Consider the following 24,631-nt stretch of genomic DNA (forward strand, 5'->3'; position numbering starts at 1 on the left):
TGTATAAAAACAAATTGGTTTAAACAGAATTAAAATAAGTGCATAACTTTACTCCTCTAAAAATATATTTAATCAATGTTCAAACTTAAAACAAAGTATATAACCAATCTTTTTTTCTACGCCTTTCAAAATACCATTCTTAGTTTCGGAATAATATATATTATTAACAGTGTAATATCGGGTAAGGAAAATTTTTTAAACGGTTATATGGGAATTGTATTCGTATCTGTTGTAATTTATACCTATTTACTAAATATTATATTCCAAAAAAGAATCAATAGGTATTCATTTGAAATGTTGTATGAAAATGAAAAAAAGATATTTGATAAAATATTAAAAACACCGCTGATTATGCTCGAAAAAATGGGTACTCAACGGTTTTATACCGTTATTGAGGATATAAGAACATTTTCATCTTTTCCTGAGGTGGTTACCCAATCCATTAATTCTTTGTTGATGTTGGTACTTTCTATGATATATTTGTTTACACTATCAATAGCAGCTGCTTTGGTAGTTATTGTTTTAATTATTTTAATAGTAGTTGTTTATTTTATTGTAATCAATGCGATGTCACACAAAGTCGATAGAATTAGAGAATACAATGAATATTATTATATGTACGTTGATGATGTCATTAAAGGATTTAAAGATTTTAAACTTAGTGGGCAAAGGAGGGAAAATCTAATGGTTAAGCACTTATCTCCCAATCGAGATGATGCCAAAGAATTGGATTTTAAAATTAATAGTGTATTTCTGTTAATCAATTTGATAAATCAATACGGTTTATATTTAGTAATAGGTGCTATACTCTTTTTATTACCAGAATTAGGGATTCTTAAAAGAGAAGACGTTATTTCCTATGTAGTTATTTTGTTGTTTATGGCTGGGCCAGTAAACAATTTAATTAATATGCAAAATATCTATACCCGCTTGATGGTTGCCAATACCAGAATTGAAAAATTCTTAAAAGATTTTAATGCAGATGAAATAGGTTTAGAAATTGAAAACATAACTTCCGATAATTTTAGTCAATTAAAGTTTGATAATGTAGCATTTACTTATGAAAGTGATACTATTGAGGAATCTTTCGCTTTAGGCCCTATAAATGTTTCTGTGGAAAAAGGAGAAACAATATTCATTATCGGTGGAAACGGTAGTGGTAAAAGTACATTTATCAATATTTTAACTGGTTTGTACCAACCATCTGAAGGCGAAATAATTTTAAATGGAGTTACCGCAAATCAAATGACAGCTACACAAAATCTAGTAGCAGCTGTGTTTACAGACAACCACATCTTTTCGCATAATTACGATAATTATTCGTTGGAACAAAATAAAGAATATCAAGAATTATTAAAAATTATGGAACTCGATAAAATCGTTACAGATGACAAAGAAGAATCGGCAAGGCGCTCATTTTCTAAAGGCCAAAGTAAACGAATGTCAATGATTTTTGCGCTTTTAGAAAACAAACCGATTTTAGTTTTAGATGAGTGGGCTGCCGACCAAGATCCGCATTTTCGTAAATATTTTTATCAAAACCTATTGCCGAAACTGAAAAAAGAAGGTAAAACAATCATTGCGGTTACACACGACGATGCGTATTTTAAGTATGCCGATAGAATAATAAAATTTGATTATGGTAAAATAATTATGGATAAAAAAGTAATAGATAATGTACCACTCGACTCAATATGGAATTAGTTTAAAATGAATTTTATGAAATTAACCTTACCGCAACAAGACATTTATTTCGAGCAATTAATATTTCCTGATGAGCCTTTATATAATGTTGGGGCAAAAACCGAAATTAAAGGGCCAGTAAACATTGACATATTCAAAAAAGCGTACAGTGCATTAATCAATCAGCACGATGTGTTCAGAAGTGTTATTAAAAAAAATGAGGGAGAAGTAAGTATCGGGTTTCTTGAAGACCATCAATCTGAATTGGGATTTATTGATTTTTCTGATTTTATGGATCCAATTGAACAAGCAAACCAATATATGCAAAAGGGATTATTGAAACCTTTTGATTTAATAGAAGGAAATCCTCTTCAGATATTCACTCTGCTAAAAATCCGGGAAGATTATCATTATTTATTTTCAGTTCATCATCATATTATAACGGATGGTTGGGGAACCTCTTTAATGTTTCAGAGATTAGTTCAAAATTATAACGAGATTTTTGAATTTGGGTCAATTACATCCACTTACCCGTTCAGTTATAAAGACTTTGCAGAAGATGACTCTCAATATCAAAATTCAGAATCATTTGATAAGGATTTAGAGTATTGGTCTCAAAAATTCAAATCACTACCGGAGAATTTATTTGAAAAACTAAACGATAAAGTTGAGATAAATGAAAGCAGCCGAAAAGAATTAATTATAAAAAGAGATGTCTATAACCAATTAAACGAATTAGCCGCAAGTAATAAATGTTCTACTTTTCATTTGATTTTAGGGATTCTTTATACCTATTTTGGAAGAAAACACGAAAACAGTGACTTTGTTATTGGCATGCCTGTTTTAAACAGAAGTAAATTCCTTTATAAAAAAACGGTGGGGCTTTTTATGAGCGTAACCCTTCTAAGAATGTTACTGGATTTTGAAGCTACTTTTCAGGACTTAATAATAGAAATAAAAAATCAATTGAGACAGGATTATCGTCATCAGCGGTTACCATTGGGAAAGTTAATCAAGGAGCTTCAGATATACAGTCAAAAAGACAGATTATTCAATATCATGATTTCCTATGCAAAACAAGATTATTCCCCTCATTTTAAAAATACACAAACTAAAGTAATCCCCTTAAGTCATCATTCAGAAAGGGTAGCTTTAACTATACATGTAAGGGAGTTTGATGAATCGGACGATGTACAGATTGATTTTGATTATAATTTGAATTATTTTGATAATGAAAGTATAACCCAAGTGGTTAATCATTTTGAAAAGTTAGTTGGTGAGGTTTTAACTAATTCTAACAAAAAACTAAAAGAGCTAGATTATTTAACAAAAGAAGAAAAGCAACAATTACTATTTGATTTTAACTATACAAAAGCTTATTACCCAAAAGATAAGACTGTTTTAGATTTATTTCAAGAGCAAGTTAGAAAAAGACCTCACAAACTTGTATTAAAAGATGATGTTAAATCTTATTCTTACTACGAATTGGACAAACTATCAAGCCAAATAGCAGCCTATCTTATCGTAAAATGTGGTCAAGAAGATAAATCGCCAATTGCAGTTTTATTAGGTCGGTCGACTAATATAATTGCTGTTTTATTAGGTATTTTGAAAGCAGGTAAGGCTTATATTCCGTTAGACCCTGCTTTTCCCAAAGATCGTTTAAGTTATATTGTTGCCAATAGCCAACCCAAAATAATTATTAAAGAAAATCAATATGAAATTGAAGGAATTGAGCAAGTAACAATAATATCATTAGAAAATATTTTTGATGAAATTGATGAATTGCAAGTAACCGAATTTGAAATCGTGTCTCCAAAAGATACCGCCTATATTATTTATACATCAGGATCAACAGGAAATCCAAAAGGAGTTGAAATAGGGCATCAATCACTGCTTAATTTCTTAACTAGTATTCAACAAGTACCAGGCGTTAATGTAAATGACACCATATTTTCAATAGCAACTTATTCTTTTGATATTTCCATATTAGATTTTTTTGTGCCCTTAATTTCAGGAGCAGTTTTATATATTGCTAATAAAAATGTGTTATCCGACCCCAATTTAATCATTAAAAAGTTAGAAGAAGTTAAACCAACTATTATCCAAGCGACGCCTAGTTTTTACCAAATGTTATTTAATGCCCATTGGCAAGGAGATAAAAAGTTGAAAGTATTATGTGGTGGCGAATTATTAAACGAATCATTGGCAGAGAAATTAATTGCCAATTGTTTAGAGTTATGGAATATGTATGGTCCAACTGAGACTACCGTTTGGTCAAGTTTAAAAAAAATAGAACAACTTACAGATAGGTCTAACGTAGGTAAACCAATAAATAATGCACAATTTTATATTCTAGACGAATTTTTAAGTCCAAAGCCAATAGGGACACACGGAGCTATTTATATTGCTGGTGACGGATTAGCAAAAAGTTATTATAGAAACGAAAAATTGACCAAAGAAAAATTCATTCAAAATCCTTTTGATTCAAATAGCTTATGTTATGATACAGGAGATGTCGGAAAATGGAATACTGTTGGTGAAATAGAATTTTTAGGGCGAAATGACAATCAAGTAAAAATAAGAGGTTATACAATTGAATTGGGAGATATTGAATCGCAATTAAATAAAATAGAGCAGATTAAAGGCTCAGTCGTCATTGCTAAAAAAGGAGAACAACAAGAGGCTTTTTTAGTAGCTTATGTTTTAAAAAATGAGGAATTTATAGATGCAGTTAAATCTGACACGAAGAGTTTTTCTTCCAATAAAAATGAAAATGCGGTTCTAGACAACCAAAATTCAAATACTTTTTCGGAAGAAATTATGAATCAATTAAAATTGACACTTCCGTACTATATGATTCCGAATACAATCATTCCGATACAAGAAATTCCACTTACACCCAATCAAAAAATAGATCGTAAATCTTTGTCGCTAAGGAATATTGAATATAATACGAATAATGATAATTTTAAAGAACCTATATCAGATTTAGAAATAAATCTATTACAATATTGGAAGGAAGTATTAAATACAAAAGAAGCTATAAGTGTAAACGATAATTTCTTTGCACTTGGGGGTCATTCCTTAAATGCAGTAAAATTGATTGGATTAATTTCTCGAAATCTTTTTTTAGAGATTACTTTAAAAACAATTTTTGATTATCCTTCTATTGAGTCCCTATCGATTTATTTAGAAGGACTAAAGCCAACTAGATCGAAGATTATACCATTATCTGAAATCAAAGATTTATACAATTTAACTCCAGCTCAATATACAATTTGGTTAGCCTCACAACAGACAAAAAGTTCTATAGCCTACAATATGTCTGCAGGTTATGCTATTGAGGGTATTGTAGATACCGTAAAAATTAATAAATCAATAAATCAAGTAATTGAGAAGTATGAAATCCTAAAAACTAATTTTATTGAAATTAACGGAATACCTTATCAAAAAATAAATATCTCTGAGAAAATTAGGTTTGAAATCGCTGTACAACAGTTAGAAGATGAAAACATTGAAGAGGCCATCAATCGATTAATCAATACTGAATTTGATATAGAAAAAGAGGTTTTAATAAGAGTTCAACTGATACAGATTGAAACTAATCAACACCTACTACTATTTTCTACACATCACATCATAATGGATGGTTTATCGCTGGAAATTTTTATTAAAGATTTTATTCGAAATTATAATGAAAATGCTCAAGACGTAGTAAAAGAAGATACTTTAAAATTCCAATTTAAAGATTATTCGGAATGGCTTAAGAAAACGTTAGAAGAAAATCAATCTAAGAATGAATTATTTTGGAAAAATTATCTTCAAAATTATAAACCTAAAGATTTATTTATTAGAGATTTTAGTATTCAAAATAATAAACAAAATGGAAGTAAATTATTGTTTGAACTCACAGAAGAAGTTACGTTCCATTTGAAGAAATTTGCTACTGAAAAACAAGTTACTTTCTACACTCTTTTAGTTACTTCAATCAATGTTTTAATTTATAAACTAACCAAACATTCTGACATATGTGTTGGAACGGTAAATTCAGGAAGAGATGTTGCTGAATTAAGTGATCAAATAGGGATGTTTGCTAAAACTCTTGTGTTAAGAACTCAAGTAGAATCAGAACAAACTTTTGTTAATTTATTAGAGTCTGTTAGTGCCAACATATTAGAAATAAATGATTATTTAGATATACCGTTTGATAAAATAGCACCAAATATTATCGATGTGATGCTAGTCTATCAAAACCCAGATTTTACTTTTGAGAATAGTATTGAATTGAATGAATTGAAATTTAAGCCTTATCCTGTTGATAATAAATTCAGTAGAATGCCTATCGTGTTTAACTTATTTGAAAGTAATCATTTGTTAAAAGGGGGTGTAGATTATAATTGTGATTTATTTGATGAAGATACAATACAAATGATTGTATCAAAATTTAGTGAAATTTTAAATGAAATCGCTATTAATCCTTTAATTCAAATCGGAAAAATAGAAGCTAGATTGGAACAGGAAATGAATACAGCCTTAGATTTTGATTTTAATTTTTAAAAAAAAAAAACATATAAAAAAGTTTAGTATTAAAGAATCTAATGAAGTATTTCGAAAAAAATTAAAAGACTGTATAATATAAAAATAAGAAGTTATAAAAAAATGAAAATAATTCAAAGTTTATGGGTAAAACCTAGTTTAAAAAAAGAAAATATTAATGTTTCTGATAGAAATAGAGGAGGTTGGGTAGATAAAAAATACAACTATATGAGTTGGGCACTTAGTTGTCTCCAATTTAATAAATATTATAATAAAGTTGAGTTAGTTACAGATTCATTAGGTTATGATTTATTAATAAACAAATTAGAGTTGCCATATACAAATGTAGACGTAAGTTTGGATCTTCTAAATGATTATCATCCTGATTTATGGGCCTTGGGGAAGATTTATGCTTATAGCATACAAAAAGAACCTTTTATTCATGCCGATGGGGATATTTTTGTTTATAAAAAATTTGAAGATAGTTTTGAAAATAATCCATTAATATGTCAAAATATAGAAAAGGGATTTGATTATTATAATGATGTATTTAAATTAATTGAAGAAAATTTTGATTATATCCCCGATTGTTTAATTGAGTCAAAGATTAAAAATAATCAAATTATAGCCGTTAATGCTGGACTTTTAGGTGGGTCAGATTTAGATTTTTTTAAAGAGTATACTGATGAGGTTTTCAGGTTTGTAGATAGAAATGTCGCTAATTTAGATAAAATAGATATAGGAATGTTTAATACAGTTTTTGAACAATTTTTATTTAAAGCAATAGCAGAAAAGAAAAAAGTTGATATTAGTTGCTACTTAGAAAATGTTAATCATGCGTTTGATGGTCTTGCAGATTTTACATCTTTACCTGAAAAAGGTAAATATATACATACTGTTGGGTTTTATAAAAGAATTGAATACATCGGAGATTTATTAGCACACAGATTACTTACAGATTATCCTGATTATTATTATAAAATAATCAATCTCATTCGTACCAACCAAATTTAATTTTTTAATTTATGGAATCATTGCAAGAAAATAAAATTAATATCCTATCAAGAGTTGAAGATTTCTCAAATTTAATATTGGATTTAACTTTTGAACAGCTTATTGAAGTTTCAGAAAAAAACAATACAAAATTAAATCAGTATTTACTTTCAAATAATATAGAGAATATTGAAACTGGAGTTTCTGGTTTTTTACTTTTTTTATTAGAAATGTATAAGTTTACTAAGAAAGATATTTATTTGGAAAAAGCTGAATTATTGTCTAAGAATACTATTTCTTATTGTGAAAAAACAGCAACTAATAATTATTCTCTTTATCGTGGAAGAGCTGGACTAATTTATGTATTGATACAACTGTATGATATAAATAAAAATGTAGACCTATTACAAGTTAGCGAAGATTTAATTATCCAATCTGAAAATGAGTATTTAGAGTCCAAATACACATCTGATTATTTATATGATGGAAGATCGGGAACATTATTGGTTTTAAACGAGTTATTTCAACGATCTAAATCTGAAAGAATATTAGGAATTTTAAATAAATTTATATATAAAATTGTTAACAATGCATTATTTACTGAAAAAGGTATTTCCTGGAAAGCAACTGAAGAAATCAATCTTAAGAATTCTTGTGGATTTGCCTTAGGGTCATCAGGAATTCAATATGTTTTTAAAAATTTGAATATAGATTTTCCAAATAATCATTTAGACTATATTATTAAATATATTGATAAACACAAACTCTCTTGTTGGGATGAACAACATCAATCATGGCTCAATTTTGAAAAAGACATTACTAATAGTATTGTTTTAAATCAGTTTAAACTACAGTATTTAGATAATGATTCGATGTTATATAATCCAACAAATGAACTAAACTGGTCTAAAGGGAGCATAGGCATATTATTGTCTGAAAATCAAAATAAAAAAATATTTTTTGAATTAGATAATTATAAAATAAATAATCTTCCTAGTAATATTTATGATGGTCTTTCAGGAATTGGATTGTCCTTGTTAGAAAATCATTCTATGGACAATAGAGAGAGATATCTTTCGTTAATTAAAGACGAAATATTAGGTCAACAAAATCAAACTACACTAAACGGTGGCTTGTTTTTTGGGGATCTAGGAGAATCCTATTTTTTATTAAAAACTCTTACATATATTGAATATCCGGATAACATTATAAAACCATTTAAAATCAAAAATCAAACGGTTAATAAATGCGACTTAAGCATTGATATCAGATATATTAAGAAGAGTTTATTGTCAAAAGTTTATGATAAAACTTTGCTTTTAATAGAAAATATATTTGATCTCGAGTTATGTAGTTTTTTAGATAATTTAGAGTATGACATAAATAAATCTGAAATTAGAAATTTTGAGGATTTTGTATTTAAAACATTTATAAAAGTTGATTCCAATATAAATAGAGTAATAGAAGATGTCTTCATTTTTGAAAAAAGAAAAAAAAAGTATGTCAATCAGGAGTTAAAAACCAATTTGCAAATTTTTCTAGATAAATTACATCATAATGAAAAAATAGTTAGAATTCTCAATAATTCTGATGAATGGATTTTAAACCAAGAATTAAAAATCTCAGAGCATATAAAGATAGTAAATACTAAATGGGATTGGGAGTTTAGAGAAAAGCATAGTTTTGTTCATAATTTTTATAATGAACCTAGCAATAATGAATTTATATTTATTAATACATTTAAAAATTTTGCTATTGAATATCCGCTAAGAATTGATGGTTTGGTTTTGCATCGATTTGATTCACAAAAAAAAGTTAAAGATGCATTATTTGAAATTAAAGAATACTGTAAATCTCAATCTGAAGAAATGATAAAGGATTTTTTAGAAACTTCAGGATCAAAAGATATTGAAGATTTTATTAAAAGATTAGATTTTTTAATTCTTCATAATATAAAACAGTTATTGTACGATAATATTTTAAAGTTAGTTTAGATGTTGTTGTTGTATTCAAAGATATCTGAACATTTTCATGAGAATATTATTGAGAAATATTTAAATTATTTTGATAAAGATTTTCAAAGAAAAATTTTAAGTTACAGAAGATGGCAAGATGCTCAATTATCCTTAATCGGAAGGGTTTTGCTTTTAAAACTTTTTGAAGAGAATGGAATTTCAAGTGATGAAATTAATAATATTCACTATAATAAATTTGGTAAACCATTTTTAAAAGGTAATTCCTTATTCTTTAATATATCTCATTCAAGTGATATAGTGGTTTGTGTGATAAGTAATAAATGTGAAATAGGTATTGATATTGAAGTAATATCAGATATTGAAATATCCGATTTTGAATCACAATTCACCGAAAAAGAATGGAATAAAATTATTTCTTCCAACAATAAGAAAGATACTTTTTTTGATTATTGGACACAAAAGGAGGCAGTTGTAAAAGCAAATGGAAATGGATTGATGCTATCATTAAAATCATTTGATATTTTAGAAAATAAGGCGGTTATCAATGGGGAAAATTACTATTTAAAAGAAATAAAAATAGATGAGCAATATAAATGTTACATCTCAAAAAAAATGAATATTTTTGAAATTTCAATAAAAGAAATTTCAATTGGTTAATTTTTTTTCAATCAATTAATATAAAAAAATGAAAAGTATTGGAATTTTTTTTTATTTCTATCATTGTTGCCATGTTGTTTATTTGCCCAAGCAGAGTCTTTTAAATTTGAAAAAACAACAACTTTTTTTTCAGAATGGAAAGAATTAAAAAAAGAAAAATTAAGTTGGTATTATTTATCAGTACCAGAAGTCTGGGATATTCCTGAGGATAAAAAAAATTAAAATTGCAGTAGCGGTTTTAAAAAGTAAATTAAAAAATCCAAATTCAAATGCGACAATTTATATTGAAGGAGGTTCGGGTATTGGTGGAATAGTAGGGGTATGGAAATGGTTTGAGCACCCAATAAGGCAAAATAATGATATAGTTCTTGAGATGTTTGGATTACTGGTTTTTCGTTTCCTAAATTTTGTCCAGACTTAGGGAAAAATTCTTAGAAATACTATCAAAAAATCAGAGTAGCACAGAAGATGAACAGCAAAAAACTATTGCTTCAATAGCTTGTAAACAAGATTTAAATAATAGGGATATTGATTTAAATTCATTTAATAGGAAATCAATTGCCAAAGATTTAAACTCTTTAAAAACTGTATTAAAGTATTATAATTGGATTTTTTTTTAAAGAATGAGTTTTTAATATTGTGAAACACGAATTGTTAAAAATAAATATTATGAAAGAGTTATTAGAGCAATTTGTAAATAAAGAGCCTGAAATTGTTTTTAATTGGAAAGATTCTGAAACTTATGCTGAAGGTTGGATTGTAATTAACTCGCTTCGAGGTGGTGCAGCTGGAGGTGGAACTCGAATGAGAAAAGGTTTAGACATGAATGAAGTGTTGTCATTGGCCAAAACTATGGAAATCAAGTTTTCAGTATCTGGACCAGCTATTGGTGGTGCAAAATCTGGAATAAATTTTGAACCTAGTGACCCTCGTAAAAAAGGTGTTTTAGAACGATGGTATAAGGCAGTTTTGCCTTTATTGAAAAGTTATTATGGAACTGGTGGGGATTTGAATGTCGACCAGATTCATGAAGTAATTCCGATAACTGAAGAATGTGGGTTATTACATCCGCAAGAAGGTATTCTTAATGGGCATTTTAGTCTTATTAAATCAGAAAAAATTAACCGATTAGAACAATTGCGCCATGGTGTTGTTAAAGTAATAAACCGTTTCTGTCTCTTGTTCGTTTTGAAAAAGGATTATAAAGCTATTGGTGAAGGTGACTTTTTGAGATTTACCACTGTTCATTCCTTTGTTCAGGATATAGAGTTGGTTTTCGCTGTGGGTAGTATCTTTTCTTTGGATTTTGATGATAAAATTTGATATAACTTCGGATTTAAAATGATTTCCGCACTGCTCTCGGCACCATATATTTTTAAAAGAAAAAGAAAAAAAAGAAAGTCGTCGCTGCAGTGTAGGTTTCAAAAAGGCACGTTTTTTTAATAAAATACTACCCGATTCCTTCCCGTAAACAGCCTTCAGAGGCAGCTTGTCTTTTGATATGTTTCACTTTTTTCAGAATGATAAATACAGGGTGGAGATTTTACTAAAAACCCAGAAGGCTTGAACGTTCCTTTTTAAGAAATCGGAACTACCTTTACTTTCTTTTATTTATTTTTAATAAGAGCAGAGTCGTTCTGGCGTATAGTCTGTTTTAAAGCGTAGCTGCTTATAAAAGGGTAATCGAACCCTATAAGAATTACAGAAAAAAGGAGTAGAACTTATGAAGTAAGCAGAGGAAGAAAGGACATGGAAATAAGTATTGTATCCTTTGCCTTCCCTGATTTGGGGCAAAGAGGAGCGGAGCCAAACCAGAAGGCGTTAAGAAGGAGCAAAGCAAAAAACACAAAGGGCGGCAGACACGATACGGCTGGAATGCAGTGAAACGTAGCCTGCGGAGTGTAGCGGAATGAAGCGGTATTGTGGTTGTAGTAGCCCTGCCGAAAGTAGGGTAGAGAACGTGTGAAGATGAGGAATGAAACGGCACAAAAAAAGCAGCTGTCCAGCCTTTTGGGTGGACTGCTGTTTTTTTTATTGCGGTGTAATAGCTGCGGAAGGGAGGAAGGAGGTCTTTTGTGTGGACGACCGACTAGAGCTACCGAACGTAATAAAGAGAACTCCAGAAGAGAGACCATATACTACTTAGCAGAACTCTACTTGGGGTAGTTTATTCAAGTTTTCTGAATTCTCTTTATTCATTATTTATTGTTAATCAGATTAATTATTACCTTAACCATCATATCTTTATCATCGGATTTCGACTCCGCTATCATTAGTGTTAATGCTACTAAGGCATTATCGTCTATTACTTTTTTTCCTTCGTGATACAGCAATGCGTTTCGCTCTAAAAACCAAACAAAGAGAAAAGCGGCAATTCTTTTATTCCCATCAGAAAAGGAATGATTTTTGGTGACAAAATATAGCAAATGACCTGCTTTTTCTTGGACTGAAGGATATAAATCGATTCCGTCAAAAGTTTGGTAAATCGTTGCCAAAGAGCTTTTGAACGAATCATCTTTCTCATTGCCAAACAAATTAGAGCCTCCAAATTTAGTTTTTAATCCTTCAATAGCTTTCTTTGCTTCAGGATAAGATATTTTGAAGACTTCTTTCGTATCGGTTTCTTCTATTTTTAAAGTTTGGTGGTCGTACTGATCTAAAATATCCAAAGCAAAAGCATAATCGCTCAATACTTTTAGTAAACCTTGTGCTTCATCACCTGTTACTATTTTAGTTTTTACAATGTTGTCCAGTAAACGTACTGCTTGTTTCAATTCTTGAAACTTGTTTTCAGTTTCTTTTAATCGTTTTTCGTTAATAGCGTACCCTTTGACTAAATAGTCTTTTAAACGTTGGGTTGCCCATTGGCGGAATTGGGTACCTTGTTTAGAATTTACACGATAACCTACAGAAATTATAGCATCTAGATTATAAAATTTAATGGTTCTAGATACATTTCTTTTACCCTCTTTTTGAACTACCGTAAAAAACTCGGTAGTTGCCATTTCATCCAATTCACCTTCGGAGTAAATGTTTTTTAAATGCAATCCAATAGTATCGCTATCTTTATCAAATAGCTCTGCCATTCTCTTTTGAGAAAGCCATAAAGTTTCTTGCTCAAATTGAACATCAATTTGAACTTGATTGTCCGTGTTCTTGTATATAATTATCTCGCTCATTATGCTGCTACTTTATTATTTTCATCCAATTGTTGTGTTGCCCATTGGCGAAACCGTGTTTCTTCTTTAGATTTTACATGATAACCAAATGAAATGGTTACATGGAGATTATAAAAATCAACAGATTTATCTGCATTTGCACTGTGCATTTTTTGCACAGTGTTATTTTTATCCAATTCACCTTCTTTAAAAACAGTGTTGATGTGCTTGGTTATTACTGATTTATCCCGCTGAAAAAGTTGGGTTATCTGACTTTTTGATAGCCAAACAGTTTCCTTTTCAAATTGAACTTCAATTTGTGTTTCGTTGTTAGCAGAAGTGAATAGTATTATATCTTTCATACTGAGGACATTTTTAGTAATTCAAAAATAATACTTTAATAATTGGTTTAGCTATTGGCGGAATTATAATACCAGTTTAAAATTTATAGAATAAGATTATATTAGTTTATATTTCTTAGTAAACCGATTTAAACATGTAAATAAAATTTTCAAAATCATACAAATAAACGAAACTCTTTTCGTTATTAGGCTTTTATGCCAAATGTGATGAGTTAAGTTTGTGTAGCAATTTCTCTTTAATAATCACTTGATTATTGAGGATGTATGATATTAATGAAATGTAGATAAGTGTTTTAATTATGTTTTTAAAACCCTTTAAGTAAACTAATAATTCATTTTTAAGAAATTAATATCTCACTTCTTCAATACCAAATAAGCCAGCCCTGAATCATTCAGTAGCCGCTCGATTTCAGATTGCATGATCTCTTGAATATCCTGTTTTACCTGCAGATAATTTCGTTGTACCATCGTGGAATCAATCTTCCTAATTACGGCAATATCTTTATAATTATCTTCTTCTTTTTTTAGCGCATCATGGTCATTGACTATTTCACAATGAAATGTTTTTAATTCAATTTTACAATCAGGATCATCGGCAACCATACCGACAAATTCACCTGAACTTAAGGAAGAAATCTTGGAAGGAGGGACGGCCGACTCTAATTGTTTGGAACGGCTGATGGAGGTGTCACCGCTATTGATAGATAGTGATTCTCTGTCTTGCATAATTTTTCCAAAACGTTCAGACAATTGCTTGGCAGTGTCACCGGTTACTTGACCGCTAACGATGTTTCCGGTGATGTTCATAATCACATCAGCCTGTTCACGACCGTAATCTTTGCGAAGCTGGCTGAAGTCTTGAATCCCCAAACAAGTAGCTACTTTATTGCTTCGGGCGGTAGCGATTAGGCTGTCCATATTGTTGAGATAAATAGTCGGGAATTCATCGAAAATCAGACTGCTTTTCAGTTTTCCTTTTTGATTCACCAATTTTACCAAACGGGAGACATACAAGGATAATACAGCACCATAAATTTGTATTTTCTGAGGGTTATTACCCATGCAGACAATCTTTGGTTCATCCGGATTATTGATGTCTAAAGTAAAATCATTTCCTGATAATACATAATACAATTGGGGAGAAGAAAGTCTGGCCATGGCAATTTTGGCGGAAGCAATTTGTCCTTCCAATTGCTCCATGGCATCATTGAGATAGGCATTTATAAAAGGATTAATGAGCACCTCAATTTCCTTCTCTGTGCGCAATATCGTAAACAGACTGTCATAGTCCAGTTGCATGAGTTCAATCACATGCGGCAGCGTACAGAATTGACCCTCCTTATACTTCCTTAAGTACCATATAATAGCGGTGAGGAAATTGATAGGCGATTCGACAAAAAAGTCTCCCTGTCTTTTTATCCATTCTTTGTTTAGTCCCAATAAAATCGTTCGGGCTGATTCCGCTGCATCAGTGATGTCTGTCATAGCAGAAGGCTCTAGGGGATTGCATCGGTGTGTGCGGGTCAAGTCATCAAAATTGATTACATAAAACTGAGGTGGGATAGGATAGAGGTGCTTGTATTTAAGCCATGTATTGTACGTGATTTTAGAAAGGTCATCAAATTTAAAATCATAAATAAACATGGTAAACCCTTTGCGGATATGCTGGGTAATTACATGCCGAATTACAAAATAAGACTTACCCGATCCGGGTGTACCCAAAACCATTAAAGCCCGAAAAGGATTGATAATGTTGATCCAGCTGTTTCGGACTTTATCTTTCAAATGATAGCGTGCCGGAAGATTGATTGAATATTCATTTTCCAGCAATCGTTCTTCCTGCGGAAAAGTTTCATTCTCTTTATTGAAAATATCGTTGTTATTCAACCTGTTTTTTATAATTCGGGATAGTAAGGTACCGCCGGAAAGTACCAATAGAAATCCGATAGTGGTACTACTGATATAGACTATTGCTACTGTAGTACTATTTGTTTTTACTAAAAGTGATAGATAGCTTAGAAAGTAAATTAATACACCTGTTATGATGTAGGCAAAGGCTGTTTTATGATTCAATTTCTCCTCTTTACGCCCTTTTGCTCCAAGTAAAGAAATCAATAAAAATCCCAAAGTAAAAATCTTGGATTTATGAAAATAACTGAACAATCCAGTACGCTGTATGTTACCTAAAATAGAATCACTGAACTCACTAACAAAACCCCATTCTTGGAAGGCGGTATAGCAGTAATAATAAAAATGGAGTAGTAAAATTGCGATACTGATGAGTCGGGTCATATCGAGTATTTTCCGCAATGCCTGTTCGTTTTCTCCGGTTTGCATAGCCATAATGATATCTTTTATTGGTTATCAGATTGCCCTTTTCGTTTCTTCTTTTTCCTCTTCCCTTTGAGTTGATTCGGCAGGAAGGAGGAATCGTGTTCCGACTGTGTGAGTGCGTTTACTAATTTCCCAATCTCGCTAGTATTATTAGGTGGTATATTTTTTTTGGAATCATAACCGATTAATGTATGACTAATTTCTTTGGAATTTACTTGCAATACAGCTTCATGGGATTTTTCAATTTTAGAAACTGCTGTTTTTTGCTGCGCCACTTCATTTAAACCACAACGTTCCTGAATGGCTTTTGCACTATATAATTTTCCCAAAGCACTACCATTAAAAACACATTGAGTTTGGTGGTCTACATAGGTAATACCATACAGTAAACCTTCCGTGTTTTGTCTAAATACCATATTGATTCCGGACAGTTCCACTACTTTTGCTAATTCCTGAATCGGCATTTTTTTGTTATCCAGTAATGCAATATCAATCGCATTTTTTATTCTGGACCTGTAGGGCGTTCGTGCCTTTTCATTTTGAATAAATCGTTCTTCTAAAAATTTTAGAGTGGGATTACTGTAAAAATCACTGGCTTTAATCGGAACACCTATCTTATTGCCACCTTCATCCAGTATGCGATACACCAATCCTCTATTTATAAAAATCCTGGAGTTTTCGCTGCCTCTGTCCGCTACAACATTATACTGCTGGAGTACCGCATTTAATTCGGGCAGGCTAGTGTATTTATAATTTTGAAGTACTTTATCCAATACGTTGGTTATGGCTCGTTTGGTGTCGGTACGTCCGTATTCCACTTTGCTGGCATCAACTGGTTTTAAACCTAAATCCTTTTCTCTTTTATGCTTTTCAGCTGGAACCAATCCATACGTTATTTCAATTTCTTTTCTGGCTTTTTCAGATTGGTTCCGACCAATATTCTGCATGTCAATCCGGCTACCGTCATCCCTGACTTTTAAGGATATGATATGAATATGAGGATGTCCGGCATCATGATGCTGGTAGACCAGATAGGGCTGTTCCCTAAAACCAATTTTATCCATATAGGTATCTGCTATTTCCATTAGTTTCTCTTTTGAAATTCCTTTTTCAGTCACATCAAAATTGAGCGAAATATGCACACTGTTTCGTTTCACATTTTCATTTAAATCAGCCTGTTTCAAGAACCGGTTTAGTTTCATGGTAAAGATCATTTTTTCGATATCGACAGGGTAATTTCCTGCACCGATACACTCGGCCACACCTTGCTGAACTTTATTTTCATTGTAGTTTAAAATCCGATGGATGGAGTGCCCGGTTTTGATTATTGCAACCATGATTCCGCAAATTTTTGAATGTGTTTTTTTATTTCATCCACCTTATTAAAAAGAATCTTTTTTTCCAATTCATAACTGATCAGCCAGTGCTTAAATTCGGTAATCTGATGTAGCGTGTGCAACTTTTTTACAGCCTGATTAAAGTTGTTCCCAATAGCATTAAGTTCACCTCTCAGTCGTATCATTTCTGCCATAAAATCGTCTAAAGATTCATTTCTATATTTGTTTACTATAGGTTTCTGTAATAGGTTTTTCCTGGCGTAATCGCTTAGTTTTCGGCAGGTCGATTTGCTGAATGCTGCAACTATTTTTTGGTATTCATCAGGGGTTAAGCGCAGATGAAGCCACTTTGTTCGGTTGTTGTTTTGCTCTTCCATCATCTATCATTTTCATGTTTACAAACTCTTTTATTCTTTCAGTGTCACTGCCCACGAGTTCCGAGTGACCAGGCAGCAAGATATCGGTTGTGATACAACCGGACATCTTGCCGATTGCAGGAACGTGGCAATCTTCGGGATACTTTAAACGTCTATTAGACTTTTCAATATTTCTAGAATGCTCAAAAAGCAGATTTCTGATTTATGGCCTCTTTTTAAAATCCGATATAGGAAAATCGGTATTTCGAAGAGTAAGAAGTACTACAGATAGAATCATTAAAATTGTATAGTTTTTATAAAGCGTATCTTCATCTCTGTACTTAGTACTCAAGGAAAGGGCACGCTACCTATAATTTTGTACTGGTACAGCCTAGTAATCACATAGCCGGTTTGGTTCACAATTTTCGATTAAAGGGGCGTGCTCTTTCAAAGCAAAAAATCGATTTTAAAGTAACAAAGTCCTGACTGTTTTCAGGAAGGTTTTTGGTACTTTCTTTAAAGGGAAAAAGTGTCTATAACAATTTGCTTTTAAGTTCATTAGTATAATCAAATGCGAAGTTAAGTAAGCGTTAGGAATCTCACCCATCATAGGTATATTTTGCCCATGATAATTCAGAGCCGCCTTTATACCTTTGTAATAGTAAATTATTAATTAAAACGTGAAAATTATGCTTACAACAAATGATGTGGCCAAAGTGTTTGATACAATATTGAGCACGCCTGGGATGAATGAGATAGTGAAAATTGATTTGAAAATTTCACGAAAAAATGTACTGTTACTAAACCATGTTATTGAGCGTGGTTTGTCTGCTAAAGAGGATGACAAATCGTTGTCATTATTAGGGAATGTTACTGAAGAGAGTTTACAGGAATTAAAAGTGGTAGCAGACGAATGTTTGCAGAAAGCCGGGCTTATAGAATTAAGCGAGAAACTCAATACATTGGGCGACGGGAAGTAAAAAAAGTCGCCAGTCAATTATTGAGTAGTGATAAAAATTTGTTACTCAGAATAATGATTGGCGATTTTATAGAACATTTATAAATCGTAGTATTATAAATCCGGATTTTGAACTAGCACTCCGCTAAAAAAAAATATAAGATAAATTGACATTATATTTCTAAACGAAATACATTTTATTTGGTCTGCATGGTATCCATAAATTCCATCGAAAAATTATCTTTTGCCTGAATGTAAGCTACTTTTGGAATCACTTTGGCTCCCAGCTTTCTCTTCTCAAATGTGGCCGTAATTCCAAAATCAATTCTTTTATAACTCAGTTCCCGAGCCCGTTTAATTCCCTGAAATAAAAGTTGACGGTATAAGCTTAACTTTTTGGGAACGGCATAGTCCATACCAATTAAAGAGGGTACATACGTTTGACCTGAGTTTTTGTAGCAGAAAAGGATCCCCACAAGAGGATTTACATTTTGTGAATCTTCAGTATCTTTTAGATGCAGCAGTATAAATTCCCAATGAGGATGATCAGCCATTTTTTTAAAGACTTCGATCGAATACGTAAATGTATTAACGGCATAATTATTTTTTTTTACATTCTTGTATAAATTATACCCTTGCGTAATTTCATCGGCTGTTAATTGTTCTTTTATGATGATATCGAACGCTTTCTCATAAGGTAAAATCTCTTTCATAAAGTGCTTTTTGGAACGAGCGGAAAGGGTAGAGGCAAACTCCTCAATAGTGTTCCAAGAGACATTTTCTATGATGCAGGTTTCAGGCATGTTTATTTTTATAAAGCCTTGATTGTGGAAGATACGATTCAGTTGTACATCTTCGTCAAAATCACGTAACACCAACATGTCTGCGCTCAAATTCTGATTTAAAATTTCAACCTGTTCTAAAAGTAATAGCACTGCATTTTCAGACAAAGGATGTGCCCTGTTTATGTAGCAATGGTTCCCTTCCGTGAAAAGTGAACCCATGCCTAAAACTTTTGAGGTCAGATAGAAAGGATCTCGGATTCTTTTTTCTTCAAGCTGCTGCGAAACGGATTCAGGGGCAAGCATATCGTCTTTCCATAGTCCAAAGGTGAAAAAAGTGGCCAGTATCGGGACGTGATTTGTATCACTAATTAGGTAATAGTGAAAACTCCAATTATTTTCAGCATCAGTTGAGTTTTTAAAAGTATCTTCCAGAAAACAAAGTCCATCCCAATCAAATGTACTTTGCCCGCCAAGAAGCGTATTCCAAGTCTGCTTATCAATTTCTTTTATCGATGTTTTATAGTGAAGAATGAGCGATGATTGCGGAATCAATTTTTCTTTTTTCTCTGTAATTTCAGGAGTGCCAAATGCCATTGAAATTTTATGCATCGAGTTGGAGGTTTCTTCCAGCGCTTTTGGGAAATGGTATTCCAGCGCTTGGACAAGTCCCCTTATATCTTCTTCTTGATTGTTGCGGGAAACGGTAATACGGATTCCCGAATTTTTTACGGGGACAGCCGGATACAGCCCTGGATTAACAAAATATCCTTCATTGAAAAGCCGTTGCACTAATCGATAGGCGGTCAGTGGCATTGCGGTCCCAAGGAAAAAAACGGGAGAACTATTGGGGGCGATCATCGGAAGCGATGTTGCTTTAATCAGCGAATTGAAATACCCAATCTTTTGCGCGAGTTCTTCCTGTAAAATAGTAATTTCAGCAGAAAGATGGATATCCGCTGAAGCCGCTGCTGCCGCCACCGCTGCAGGTTCCAATTGAGCTGAAAAAGTGAGCGGTCCTCCAAAATTCTTAATTCGATTTCGCAACTTAGTATCAGAGGTGATGAAGACCGCTCCGCTGGCCCCAAATGTCTTGCTTAGGGTACCTACAATCATAATATTTTCCGGCAGTTCTTTTAGACTATCAAGAACATAGCCTGTACCATTTTTCCCCTTCCAGCTCATGCCATGTACATCATCAAAATAGAGTTGCAACTGAGCATATTTTCTGCATAGTTCCAGTAGATCTGTTATGGGTGCAAAATCGCCAAACATGGAATAAACACCATCGGCCATATACCATATCTTTTTGCATTTGGAGGACAACTCTTTTATCTTGTCTTCCAACATTTGCAGATTGTTGTGACGAATCATCTCAACAGGAATCCCCCTTAATTTTAAAAGCTGGCAGGCGTTTTGGACACTCCAGTGTACCTGATGATCGAGCAGGACTCCATCTTCATCTCGTATCGCAGTTGGTATGACAGCGAAATGTCCAAGGGTACTGTTCTTGGTTACAATTCCCGGTACATCATACATAGCCTCAATTTTGGTTTCGAGTTCATGATATAATGGATGCGAAATGTACGTTTTAGAAAGCGGGAATTGAGTACCATATTTCGTAATAGCGGAAATGGCAGCATCTTTCAGCCTAGGATAGTATTCAAGTCCAAGATAGCTGGTAGTGGCAAAATGAAATAACTCTTTTCCGTTAATTTGAAGGGTCCGCCCATTTAGGATTTTGTCCTCAGCATAGAGATGAATAGCCCCTTCATTTTTTGCTGCGGATAACATTTCATCTACCGTATCGATAAAATTGTTGTGTTTTATTTTTGCCATTTGTATCCTAATATTTTAGTTAGTGGATATTGTTTCTTTTAAAGCTATAGTGTTAGATTTTAAACTGTTAAAGTTCTGAATTTAAAAGGGTAGAATGGAAGCCACTTTGTAGATAATCCCGATTTGATAAGTAATAATCCCGAATTGCTATGTGTATAATAAAATGATTGATTACTATTACATTTTACCTTTTTTTGGTAACTAATCTCAGAAAAGGAATAGCTAATTTGCCAGGTTCTAATAAAAGATCAGATACTATGGAGGACTATTTTGAAAATGAATTTGCCCAATTCTGGATTAGCGGGAACATACTTTTTGTTGAGTATAAGCCGGATGTGGTCATTAATTTAGTAGCAGCACAGCGTATTGTAACAGATAGAATGCAAATGCAAAATGAAAAGGCATATCCAGTTTTATGTGATGTTAGAGGCATTGCCGATTCTGACAAAGCTGCCAGAGATTATTTGGCGCAACATGGCTCTGTTCTGACTAAAGCCGTCAGTATATTGGCAAACCAAACGATATCGATTGTAATGATTTCATTTTATCTTAAAATTAGTAAGCCTCAAGTACCAACCAAGGTATTTAATGATAAGGCTAAAGCGCTAGAATTTTTGAAAGCATTTGTCTAGGATTATAATTTTTAACAATTTAATTAATAGGTTATGGAGCAGGAAATAGACCAACAGCGTATCAATAATATTTGTCAAATGCTTCTGGAAATGGCGGAAGGGAATTTTGCGTACCGCATACCAAGAACTGCAAATGATGACGAACTGGAAGCACTGATAATCTTGGTAAATTGGATGGCGGAAGAAATGAAAGAATCTGTATTTCATTACGGTTATATTAATCCGCATCACAGCTATCAGTATGTAGCTCAAAGTACATTCATGATAGATAATAGATTCACTGTAAAAGACTTTAGTGTAGATGTTCCACTTCTTTTGGGATATACCTCCAATGAACTAGTAGAATTGGATTTTACTGCGCTTCTTGCAAAAGAATCAGTTCCTTTATTTAAAACGGTATGGAATGATGTAGTAGAGAATAAATCCCATAGCACAATTATTTCACTGGAACTCGTTAGTGTTGAAAAATTAATTATTCCAGTTCCTTGTACTATTTCCAAGCTCTTCGGAAGCACAGAAATGATGATTACTTTCTTTTCTGCCAATAGTAAAAACTCCATCGAAAAAACAGCGGGGCCAAGAGAAATTTTGACAGCTGAAGAACGAAAAATTCACAACTATTTAGATGTAAAATCAACACAAGCGGTTTATGATTACATATTGGCCAATATGGATGCAGCGATGCCAACATTAAAAGAGCTCTCCCGCATTTTTGGTACTAATGAATACAAATTAAAGAATGGCTTTAAGCATGTATTTAATACAACAATACAACAATTTTATAATAGTGAAAGACTCAAGCGGGCACAACTTCTGATTCAATACACCAAAATACCATTAAAAACGATTGCTATTATGACTGGTTTTTCTACGTATCCAAATTTTTCAAGAGCTTTCAAAATCAAGTTTGGGTATTCCCCATCAGACCTTGAAAGGCAAACGACAACTATATAAACGCCAGTTTTTATGTAGCGGTAGGGATGTTCATGAAACAAACGGAGGTCTTTCATAAAATAAAAAATCCTGATTTGATATTTCAATATCCTGATTTGATAATACTTATGTGAGTAGGTTTTGAGAATTTTACATAATAAACCTAACACAAGTACTGAAATGAAAACTATTATCCATTGGCAAAATAAAGTAGTAAGAGTAATTTGTTACCTGTACATGTTACTATTTACTTATGCAGCATTTGGTAAACTGCTTGATTTTGTCAACTTCAAAGTTCAACTAGGACAATCTCCATTGTTAAGCGCTTTCGTCGAATATATTTCTTGGGCTGTACCTGTAACAGAACTGTTAATAGTCGTGTTACTCGCTATTCCTAGATTCCGTCTCATAGGATTATTTGCTTCTTTTAGTCTCATGGTAATGTTCACTGCATACATATATATCATTTTAAATTACAGTTCATTTATTCCTTGTTCCTGTGGTGGAATTCTTGAAAAACTGGGTTGGAAAGAGCATCTGCTATTTAATGTGGTATTCGTCCTGCTAGCTGTAATAGGTATATTGATTTTGAGGAAGCGTGAGCAAGAAATTTATAGTTCCTTAAGTTCGAAGGTGACAGTGGCTAGTCTTTTTATTGCTACATTTTGTAGTATTGGGTTGGTAGTTGGACTATTTCTGATGTCCGAAAATATTACCCACTACAGTAACAATTTTATAAGGCGTTTTCCACACTTTCCAGCTGTAAAAACACATGATACGAATCTTCAGTTTAATTCATTCTATATCGCTGGGACCGATACCGACAAGGTTTATCTGGGAAGTTCAACAGCACAATTACTGGTTACTGTATTTGACTCTACTTTGCAGAAAAAAACAGAATTTCATATTGAATTAGACCGTAAAGACCTTCCTTTCAGGGCAGTCACCTTACGAGTAGAACCACCCTATTTTTATGTTTCTGACGGAACAGTACCTTGTGTATTTAAGGGCAATATAAGTGATTGGAAAGCGCGTCTGATAAAAACGGGCAGCGAATACTTTACTCTTGCAGAGCCGATCGATTCTACAACAATGATAGTACGCACACAGAAGCGTGGTAGCGCGGAAAGTATAATCGGGAGGATGAATCTCCAAGATGATTCGGAGACAATCTTAAACCCCAAGATTTTGGAGAAACAAATTGACGGACTTTTTGATACAGATGGACATCTCGTATATAGCAAACAGTTAAAGCGTTTTGTCTATTTATATGCCTATCGCAATCAATTTACTGTTGCTGACCGTAATCTTACTATAGACTTCAGAGGTAATACTATAGACACAATGAGTCATGCTAAACTGGAGATTGTTACTATAGACAACCACGGTGTAAAAAAATTGGGTAAGCCTGCATTAATTGTAAACAAAGGATGTTCGATATTTAATAATCTGCTTTTCATTAACTCAGGAATACCTGGTCGTTACGAAAGTTTAAAAATGTGGAAGCAAGCCAGTATCATAGATTTATACAGCATTCCCGAAAACAGTTATCTGCTTAGTTTTTACATTTATGATGAGGACGAGAAGAAAATGAAAAATTTTGTAGTACAGGATAATCTATTATATGCATTAATCGGCAATCGGTTGGTGAGTTATAAGTTTAGAACATCAATAGCTACCAACTATCATAAAATTGCTCAAAATATAAAGTAACTTATACTAAAATCTATTGGCCAAATAGCAGGGACTAGATCGAAAACCTGTAAAAAAGAGTAGATCATAAACTATAAATAGAATTATTATGAAAACTGAAATTTTAAAATTAGCATTGCCAATGGCAGTAATTGCATTAGGATTGGCAGGAGCATTGAAAACCAGTGCAATGGACAAAAGCGATAGTAAATTAGCGCCTGTATGGGGTTACAAACACGTAAGTGCCCCTCAGAATTGTCAAAAGATCCAAAAGTGTGACAACACCGGAAACTTTATTTGTACATCAGACATAGATGGATCTACCCTTTATGCATTGACCTCTGAAAATCCGGCATCTTGTCCAAACGTGCTTAAAAGAACTGTTCAATAACTAAAGAAC

General features: G+C 32.4%; 17 protein-coding genes and 1 pseudogene. 11 read left to right on the forward strand and 7 right to left on the reverse strand.

What is annotated here, in order from left to right; genetic code table 11:
- Positions 1-75 precede the first annotated feature (75 nt).
- From ACNQGX_RS13825 to ACNQGX_RS13850, 6 genes and pseudogenes are all read left to right on the forward strand, one after another.
- Complete coding sequence (locus ACNQGX_RS13825) at positions 76-1,704, forward strand: cyclic peptide export ABC transporter (RefSeq protein WP_417977175.1); 1,629 nt, start codon at positions 76-78, stop codon at positions 1,702-1,704.
- Between the two features lie 6 nt (positions 1,705-1,710).
- Positions 1,711-6,243: an amino acid adenylation domain-containing protein gene (locus tag ACNQGX_RS13830; RefSeq protein WP_417977177.1), complete on the forward strand. Its 4,533-nt coding sequence runs from the start codon at positions 1,711-1,713 to the stop codon at positions 6,241-6,243.
- Between the two features lie 102 nt (positions 6,244-6,345).
- The gene (locus ACNQGX_RS13835; protein ID WP_417977179.1) at positions 6,346-7,236 is read left to right on the forward strand and encodes a DUF6734 family protein; all 891 of its coding nucleotides are present in this window, start codon (positions 6,346-6,348) and stop codon (positions 7,234-7,236) included.
- Positions 7,237-7,247: 11 nt separating this feature from the next.
- On the forward strand, positions 7,248-9,209 hold the full coding sequence (locus ACNQGX_RS13840) for a lanthionine synthetase LanC family protein (RefSeq protein ID WP_417977181.1): 1,962 nt from the start codon (positions 7,248-7,250) through the stop codon (positions 9,207-9,209).
- Positions 9,210-9,848: a 4'-phosphopantetheinyl transferase family protein gene (locus ACNQGX_RS13845; protein WP_417977183.1), complete on the forward strand. Its 639-nt coding sequence runs from the start codon at positions 9,210-9,212 to the stop codon at positions 9,846-9,848.
- Positions 9,849-10,517: 669 nt separating this feature from the next.
- Positions 10,518-11,012, forward strand: a pseudogene (locus ACNQGX_RS13850) (Glu/Leu/Phe/Val dehydrogenase dimerization domain-containing protein); the annotation flags it as partial.
- Here ACNQGX_RS13850 and ACNQGX_RS13855 read toward each other — a convergent pair.
- The 6 genes from ACNQGX_RS13855 to ACNQGX_RS13880 all read right to left on the reverse strand — a co-directional run bounded on the left by ACNQGX_RS13855 (position 10,977) and on the right by ACNQGX_RS13880 (position 17,416).
- A complete protein-coding gene (locus ACNQGX_RS13855) occupies positions 10,977-11,096 on the reverse strand; it encodes a DUF6943 family protein (RefSeq protein WP_417977248.1) in 120 nt (39 codons plus the stop codon). The pseudogene ACNQGX_RS13850 and the gene ACNQGX_RS13855 overlap by 36 nt on opposite strands.
- Before the next feature lie 950 nt (positions 11,097-12,046).
- The gene (gene rhuM / locus ACNQGX_RS13860; RefSeq protein WP_417977185.1) at positions 12,047-13,027 is read right to left on the reverse strand and encodes a virulence RhuM family protein/type II toxin-antitoxin system death-on-curing family toxin; all 981 of its coding nucleotides are present in this window, start codon (positions 13,025-13,027) and stop codon (positions 12,047-12,049) included.
- Complete coding sequence (gene rhuM, locus ACNQGX_RS13865) at positions 13,027-13,368, reverse strand: RhuM family protein (RefSeq protein WP_417977187.1); 342 nt, start codon at positions 13,366-13,368, stop codon at positions 13,027-13,029. The genes rhuM (ACNQGX_RS13860) and rhuM (ACNQGX_RS13865) overlap by 1 nt, the downstream gene beginning before the upstream one ends.
- Positions 13,369-13,722: 354 nt before the next feature.
- Entirely contained in the window at positions 13,723-15,705 is a 1,983-nt protein-coding gene (gene mobC / locus ACNQGX_RS13870) for a conjugal transfer protein MobC (protein WP_417977250.1), read from the reverse strand.
- 17 nt (positions 15,706-15,722) lie between these two features.
- Entirely contained in the window at positions 15,723-17,039 is a 1,317-nt protein-coding gene (locus ACNQGX_RS13875) for a relaxase/mobilization nuclease domain-containing protein (RefSeq protein ID WP_417977189.1), read from the reverse strand.
- The gene (locus tag ACNQGX_RS13880) at positions 17,027-17,416 is read right to left on the reverse strand and encodes a plasmid mobilization protein (RefSeq protein ID WP_417977190.1); all 390 of its coding nucleotides are present in this window, start codon (positions 17,414-17,416) and stop codon (positions 17,027-17,029) included. The genes ACNQGX_RS13875 and ACNQGX_RS13880 overlap by 13 nt, the downstream gene beginning before the upstream one ends.
- Positions 17,417-18,084: 668 nt before the next feature.
- Here ACNQGX_RS13880 and ACNQGX_RS13885 point away from each other — a divergent pair.
- Entirely contained in the window at positions 18,085-18,375 is a 291-nt protein-coding gene (locus tag ACNQGX_RS13885; protein WP_417977192.1) for a hypothetical protein, read from the forward strand.
- A gap of 175 nt (positions 18,376-18,550) precedes the next feature.
- Here ACNQGX_RS13885 and ACNQGX_RS13890 read toward each other — a convergent pair whose 3' ends face one another.
- Complete coding sequence (locus ACNQGX_RS13890) at positions 18,551-20,974, reverse strand: aminotransferase class I/II-fold pyridoxal phosphate-dependent enzyme (protein ID WP_417977194.1); 2,424 nt, start codon at positions 20,972-20,974, stop codon at positions 18,551-18,553.
- A 167-nt stretch (positions 20,975-21,141) separates the two neighbouring features.
- Between ACNQGX_RS13890 and ACNQGX_RS13895 the strand changes: the two genes are divergently transcribed.
- The 4 genes from ACNQGX_RS13895 (at position 21,142) to ACNQGX_RS13910 (ending at position 24,622) form a co-directional block, all read left to right on the forward strand.
- Positions 21,142-21,606 (forward strand): DUF7793 family protein, encoded by a 465-nt coding sequence (locus ACNQGX_RS13895; RefSeq protein WP_417977196.1) that lies wholly within the window; start codon positions 21,142-21,144, stop codon positions 21,604-21,606.
- Positions 21,607-21,639: 33 nt separating this feature from the next.
- Positions 21,640-22,560: a helix-turn-helix domain-containing protein gene (locus tag ACNQGX_RS13900; protein WP_417977198.1), complete on the forward strand. Its 921-nt coding sequence runs from the start codon at positions 21,640-21,642 to the stop codon at positions 22,558-22,560.
- A 159-nt stretch (positions 22,561-22,719) separates the two neighbouring features.
- Positions 22,720-24,252: a MauE/DoxX family redox-associated membrane protein gene (locus ACNQGX_RS13905; protein WP_417977200.1), complete on the forward strand. Its 1,533-nt coding sequence runs from the start codon at positions 22,720-22,722 to the stop codon at positions 24,250-24,252.
- Between the two features lie 88 nt (positions 24,253-24,340).
- The gene (locus tag ACNQGX_RS13910) at positions 24,341-24,622 is read left to right on the forward strand and encodes a DUF6520 family protein (protein WP_417977202.1); all 282 of its coding nucleotides are present in this window, start codon (positions 24,341-24,343) and stop codon (positions 24,620-24,622) included.
- Positions 24,623-24,631 lie beyond the last annotated feature (9 nt).

The organism is Flavobacterium glycogeni, assembly GCF_048286775.1.
Classification (GTDB): Bacteria; Bacteroidota; Bacteroidia; order Flavobacteriales; family Flavobacteriaceae; genus Flavobacterium.

What these genes read in the sequence shown, in the direction of transcription:
- ACNQGX_RS13885 (WP_417977192.1), top strand. Translation starts at nt 18,085, where the DNA reads ATGCTTACAACAAATGATGTGGCCAAAGTGTTTGATACAATATTGAGC.
- mobC (WP_417977250.1), bottom strand. Translation starts at nt 15,705, where the DNA reads ATGCAAACCGGAGAAAACGAACAGGCATTGCGGAAAATACTCGATATG.
- ACNQGX_RS13830 (WP_417977177.1), top strand. Translation starts at nt 1,711, where the DNA reads ATGAATTTTATGAAATTAACCTTACCGCAACAAGACATTTATTTCGAG.
- rhuM (WP_417977185.1), bottom strand. Translation starts at nt 13,027, where the DNA reads ATGAGCGAGATAATTATATACAAGAACACGGACAATCAAGTTCAAATT.
- ACNQGX_RS13875 (WP_417977189.1), bottom strand. Translation starts at nt 17,039, where the DNA reads ATGGTTGCAATAATCAAAACCGGGCACTCCATCCATCGGATTTTAAAC.
- rhuM (WP_417977187.1), bottom strand. Translation starts at nt 13,368, where the DNA reads ATGAAAGATATAATACTATTCACTTCTGCTAACAACGAAACACAAATT.
- ACNQGX_RS13890 (WP_417977194.1), bottom strand. Translation starts at nt 20,974, where the DNA reads ATGGCAAAAATAAAACACAACAATTTTATCGATACGGTAGATGAAATG.
- ACNQGX_RS13900 (WP_417977198.1), top strand. Translation starts at nt 21,640, where the DNA reads ATGGAGCAGGAAATAGACCAACAGCGTATCAATAATATTTGTCAAATG.
- ACNQGX_RS13840 (WP_417977181.1), top strand. Translation starts at nt 7,248, where the DNA reads ATGGAATCATTGCAAGAAAATAAAATTAATATCCTATCAAGAGTTGAA.
- ACNQGX_RS13855 (WP_417977248.1), bottom strand. Translation starts at nt 11,096, where the DNA reads ATGAACAGTGGTAAATCTCAAAAAGTCACCTTCACCAATAGCTTTATA.
- ACNQGX_RS13825 (WP_417977175.1), top strand. Translation starts at nt 76, where the DNA reads ATGTTCAAACTTAAAACAAAGTATATAACCAATCTTTTTTTCTACGCC.
- ACNQGX_RS13835 (WP_417977179.1), top strand. Translation starts at nt 6,346, where the DNA reads ATGAAAATAATTCAAAGTTTATGGGTAAAACCTAGTTTAAAAAAAGAA.
- ACNQGX_RS13910 (WP_417977202.1), top strand. Translation starts at nt 24,341, where the DNA reads ATGAAAACTGAAATTTTAAAATTAGCATTGCCAATGGCAGTAATTGCA.
- ACNQGX_RS13845 (WP_417977183.1), top strand. Translation starts at nt 9,210, where the DNA reads ATGTTGTTGTTGTATTCAAAGATATCTGAACATTTTCATGAGAATATT.
- ACNQGX_RS13880 (WP_417977190.1), bottom strand. Translation starts at nt 17,416, where the DNA reads ATGGAAGAGCAAAACAACAACCGAACAAAGTGGCTTCATCTGCGCTTA.
- ACNQGX_RS13905 (WP_417977200.1), top strand. Translation starts at nt 22,720, where the DNA reads ATGAAAACTATTATCCATTGGCAAAATAAAGTAGTAAGAGTAATTTGT.